The organism is Mesorhizobium sp. M7A.F.Ca.US.006.04.2.1 (genome assembly GCF_004022915.1).
Lineage (GTDB): Bacteria > Pseudomonadota > Alphaproteobacteria > Rhizobiales > Rhizobiaceae > Mesorhizobium > Mesorhizobium ciceri.
In genome coordinates, this window is the sequence record NZ_RZQA01000536.1 from 1 (window position 1) to 4,463 (window position 4,463).

4 protein-coding genes and 1 pseudogene are annotated in these 4,463 nt (G+C 63.5%); 1 reads left to right on the forward strand and 4 read right to left on the reverse strand.

The window, feature by feature from the left end; genetic code table 11:
- From EN925_RS24555 to guaB, 3 genes and pseudogenes are all read right to left on the reverse strand, one after another.
- Positions 1–214: pseudogene (locus EN925_RS24555) on the reverse strand (hypothetical protein); the annotation flags it as partial.
- Positions 215–251: 37 nt separating this feature from the next.
- Positions 252–875, reverse strand: coding sequence for a hypothetical protein (locus EN925_RS24560; RefSeq protein WP_127369638.1), 624 nt, complete (start codon positions 873–875; stop codon positions 252–254).
- Positions 826–2,328, reverse strand: a complete 1,503-nt coding sequence (guaB, locus tag EN925_RS24565; protein WP_013532286.1) for an IMP dehydrogenase — start codon at positions 2,326–2,328, stop codon at positions 826–828. The genes EN925_RS24560 and guaB overlap by 50 nt, the downstream gene beginning before the upstream one ends.
- Positions 2,329–2,635: 307 nt before the next feature.
- On the opposite strand from guaB, the gene EN925_RS24570 reads away from it, so the two are divergent.
- Positions 2,636–4,054: a DHA2 family efflux MFS transporter permease subunit gene (locus EN925_RS24570; protein WP_013532287.1), complete on the forward strand. Its 1,419-nt coding sequence runs from the start codon at positions 2,636–2,638 to the stop codon at positions 4,052–4,054.
- A 104-nt stretch (positions 4,055–4,158) separates the two neighbouring features.
- Here the strand turns inward: EN925_RS24570 and EN925_RS24575 are convergent.
- On the reverse strand, positions 4,159–4,463 hold a 305-nt coding region (locus tag EN925_RS24575; RefSeq protein ID WP_164894368.1), incomplete at its 5' end, for an RlmE family RNA methyltransferase.

The window sequence follows — 4,463 nt, forward strand, 5'->3', positions numbered from 1 at the left end:
GCACATAGAACAGCACCGGCAGCTCGAACTGGTTGGTGAGATTGGCGGCAACGGTGACGCTGGAGGCCGGCTCGGTCGAACGCACCTTGAACTGAGCTGGCTTCGCCTCGCCTGACCTGATTGCGCCGTATCTGCGGCGACCCAGGATGCAGTAGACGATGTAGATCAGCAGCACATGCGCCAGAACAGGCCAGAAGATCGTGGTCTGGTTCACGAAGTTTCCCCTACCCGGCTAAGCTTTGCGCGCGGCATCAGGCCAGGCGTTTCTGGCCTGCCAGCCAGAAGGCGGCAATGACGATCACCGGGACGGCGAAAAGCGCGAATTTGGTGACGGTGAGCGCCGAAGCCAAAGACAGCGAGTCCGGATTCGCCGACAGGAAATCGGACAGAAGCCGCGCTACCGCGATGTTCTGGGCGTAGTCGGCAAGCGTGTAGGGCAGCACCAGGACCAGCGCGAAGATCGACTGCAGCTGCACCGGCTGCACGCGGAAAGCCTTCAATCGCCGGCCGGTGGCCAGGATCAGGCTGACCAGCGTCACAGACAGCAGCGCCGGGAACAACAGAGCGAAGGTCAGATAGTGCCAGACGAGAATGATCTCGCCGCCGCGCCGGCCGAGTGCCGTCAGCCAGGCCATGCCTTCGTCCGGAGTGAAACCGAAAATACGCATGTCGAGTGATGGCAAGCCGCCGCTCAACTGGCGGAAGTAGAGGAATTCCATAGCCGTCATGGCGGTGAAAACCACCGCCGACAGGAAACAGAGTGCGCCTGCGTGGCGCGGCAGCCGCAGGATCGTTGCCGTCAGGCTCCGCCCGAGCCCGTACTGGTCAGGCTCCGCCGGGATAGTTCGGGCTTTCGCGGGTAATCGTGACGTCATGGGCGTGGCTTTCACGAAGTCCGGCATTGGATATGCGCACAAAGGTGGCGCGCTCGCGGAAATCGGCAAGGTCGCGGCCACCAACATAACCCATAGCGGCTTTCAGCCCGCCCGCAAGCTGGTGCAGCACACCAGACACAGGTCCTTTGTAGGGAACCTGCCCTTCGATGCCTTCCGGGACCAGTTTCAGCGTGTCGCGCACCTCGGCCTGGAAGTAGCGATCGGCGGAGCCGCGGGCCATGGCGCCGACCGAGCCCATGCCGCGATAGGCCTTGAAGGAGCGGCCCTGATGCAGATAGACCTCGCCCGGGCTTTCGTCGGTTCCGGCCAGCAGCGAGCCGATCATGGCCGCACTGGCGCCTGCGGCCAACGCCTTGGCCAGATCGCCGGAATATTTGATGCCGCCATCGGCGATCACCGAGACGCCGGATTTGTGCGCCGTCTCGACCGCCGACATGATGGCCGAGAGCTGCGGCACGCCGACGCCGGCAACGATGCGGGTGGTGCAGATGGAACCCGGGCCGATGCCGACCTTGACGGCGTCGGCGCCGGCGTCGATCAGCGCCTGCGTGCCCGCGGCGGTGGCGACGTTGCCAGCCAGGATGCGGACGGAGTTGGATAGTTTTTTCGCCCGCGTGACGGCGTCGAGCACGCGCTGCGAGTGGCCATGCGCGGTGTCGATCACCAGAAGGTCGACGCCGGCATCGATGAGGCGTTCGGCGCGCTCGAAACCGTCATCGCCGACGCTGGTGGCGGCGGCGGCGCGCAGGCGGCCCTGTGCGTCCTTGGTGGCGTGCGGATTGAGCTGCGACTTCTCGATATCCTTGACGGTGATCAGTCCGACGCAATTGCCTTGCCTGTCGACGACGACCAACTTTTCGATCCTGTGCTGGTGCAGGAGGCGCTTGGCCTCGTCCTGGTCGACGTTCTCCTTGACCGTGATCAGGTTGTCACGGGTCATCAGTTCATGGACCTTCTGCGCCGGATCGGACGCAAAGCGCACGTCGCGATTGGTCAGGATGCCGATCAGCCGGCCGATCTTGTGGCCGCCGCTGCCGCCGTTCTCGACCACCGGAATGCCCGAGATCGAATAGCTGCGCATCAGGCCCAGCGCGTCGGCGAGCGTCGCGTCGGGGCCGATGGTGACGGGATTGACCACCATGCCGGATTCGAATTTCTTGACCTGCCGCACCTGCTCGGCCTGTTCGGCCGGCGAGAAATTGCGGTGGATGACGCCAATGCCGCCGGCCTGGGCCATGGCTATGGCAAGCCGCGCCTCGGTGACGGTGTCCATCGCCGCCGACAGGATCGGCACATTCAGGTCGATGTCGCCGGCGATGCGGGTGCGGACATCGGTTTCGCCAGGCATGACCTCGGAATGACCCGGCTGCAGCAGCACGTCGTCAAAGGTCAGCGCCAATGCGCCGGTGGACGTTTCGATGATTTTTGCCATGGCCAGTCCCTTGAACATAAAAACGGTGGGGGAATACAAAAAAGCGCTGGACCGGAATGGACAGCGCCGACTCGTTTCTTCCCTTTCAGGATTGGCGCTGGCTGGTACCACGTCCAAGCACCGATGAAAAGCCGATGATTTCACGCTCCCGGAAAGGTGACTTTCCGGCGAAGGGATGCCACCTGTGGTTGCCGGTCGCACAAAAGTGACAGCAAATTAATGCGACATCCCGGCGAAGGCATGGTAACCGCCCGCCTCAGGGCCGACATGCAACCGGCAACGCAACATTCAAGTCTGGACGCGTTCGTTGAACCGCACCATCCCGCTTATATTGGCGGTCGCCCTTTTCATGGAAAACATGGATTCGACTGTTATCGCGACATCGCTGCCGGCGATCGCCGTCGACATCCACACCAGCCCGATCGCGCTCAAGCTGGCCCTGACCGCCTATCTCGTCTCGCTGGCGATCTTCATTCCGATCAGCGGCTGGATGGCCGACCGTTTCGGCGCCAAGAATATCTTTCGCGCCGCGATCGCCGTCTTCATCGTCGGTTCGATCGCCTGCGCGCTCTCCGGTTCGCTGCCGGCTTTTGTGGTCTCGCGCTTCCTGCAAGGCATTGGCGGCGCCATGATGACACCGGTCGGGCGGCTGGTGCTGGTGCGCGCGACACCAAAAAGCGAACTCGTCGCGGCGATGTCCTGGCTAACCGTTCCGGCGCTGGTCGGTCCGCTGGTCGGTCCGCCGGTCGGTGGCTTCATCACCACCTATTTCACCTGGCACTGGATCTTCCTGATCAATGTGCCGATCGGCCTGATCGGCATCTGGCTGGCGACGCGTTTCCTGCCGGAGACCGAATCGATGGAGACGCCGCCGCTCGACTTCCTCGGCTTCGTGCTAAGCGGGTTGGCGGCATCCGGCGTGGTTTTCGGCCTGTCGGTGGTGAGCCTGCCCTATTTGCCGCCGGCCACCGGCCTTATCACCGTAGCGGTCGGCCTGCTGTCGGGCGCGCTCTATCTGCTGCACGCGCGGCGCGCCAAAAATCCCTTGCTGGCGCTCGAATTGTTCCGCAACCAGGTGTTCCGCTCCTCGGTGCTTGGCGGCGGACTGTTCCGCATCGGCATTGGTGCCGTGCCGTTCCTGCTGCCGCTGATGTTCCAGATCGGTTTTGGGCTGACGCCGTTCCAGTCCGGCATGATCACCTTCGTCTCGGCGATCGGCGCCATCGGGATGAAGTTTGTCACCGCGCTGATCTTCCGCGTCGCCGGCTTCCGCCGCGTCCTGGTTGTCGGTTCTCTGGTCGCCGCCGCCTCGATCGCCATCAACGGCCTGTTCACACCCGACACACCCTATCTCTTGATGCTGGCCATGCTGCTCGTCGGCGGCTTCATCCGCTCGATGTTCTTCACCGGCGTCAATGCGCTCGCCTATGCCGAGGTTTCGGCTGAAGACACCAGCAAGGCGACACCGATCACGGCGGTGTTCCAGCAGTTGTCGGTCGCGCTCGGCGTGGCGCTGGCCGGCGGAATCCTGGAAGTGTCCACAAGCCTGCACGACCGGTCACTGACGCTGGCGGATTTCCACACCGCGTTTTTCGTCGTCGCGGCGATTTCGGCCGCCGCGTCGCTGTCGTTCATGCGGCTGGCGCCCGATGCCGGCAACGCCATCTCCGGCCACGGCCGCCTGACCACACCCAAGACGCTGGAAACGAGCACGGCGGGGAAGTAGTTTCCTCTTGCCTTCTCCCCTGTGGGAGAAGGTGGATCGGCGCGAAAGCGCCGAGACGGATGAGGGGTGTTCCAGCGGAGTGAAACGTTGGCGCTCCCTGGAGCTCATCCGTCGCCTTCGGCGACACCTTCTCCCAGGGGAGAAGGAAGATCTCGCCCTTTGAAATCCTTGGCCAAGAGATAAAGCTCGACCGATTCATCCCGCGACGCCGGCGGCTTGACGTGATGGACCGAGCGGAAGTTCTTCTTGAGCATGGAGAGCAGTTCGTTTTCGGCGCCGCCCTGGAAGGTCTTGGCGAGGAAATGCCCGCCCGGTTTCAGGACGGAGAGCGCGAAATCGGCCGCCACCTCGCACAGATGCATGGTGCGGATATGGTCGGTCCGCTTGTGGCCGGTGGTCGGTGCCGCCA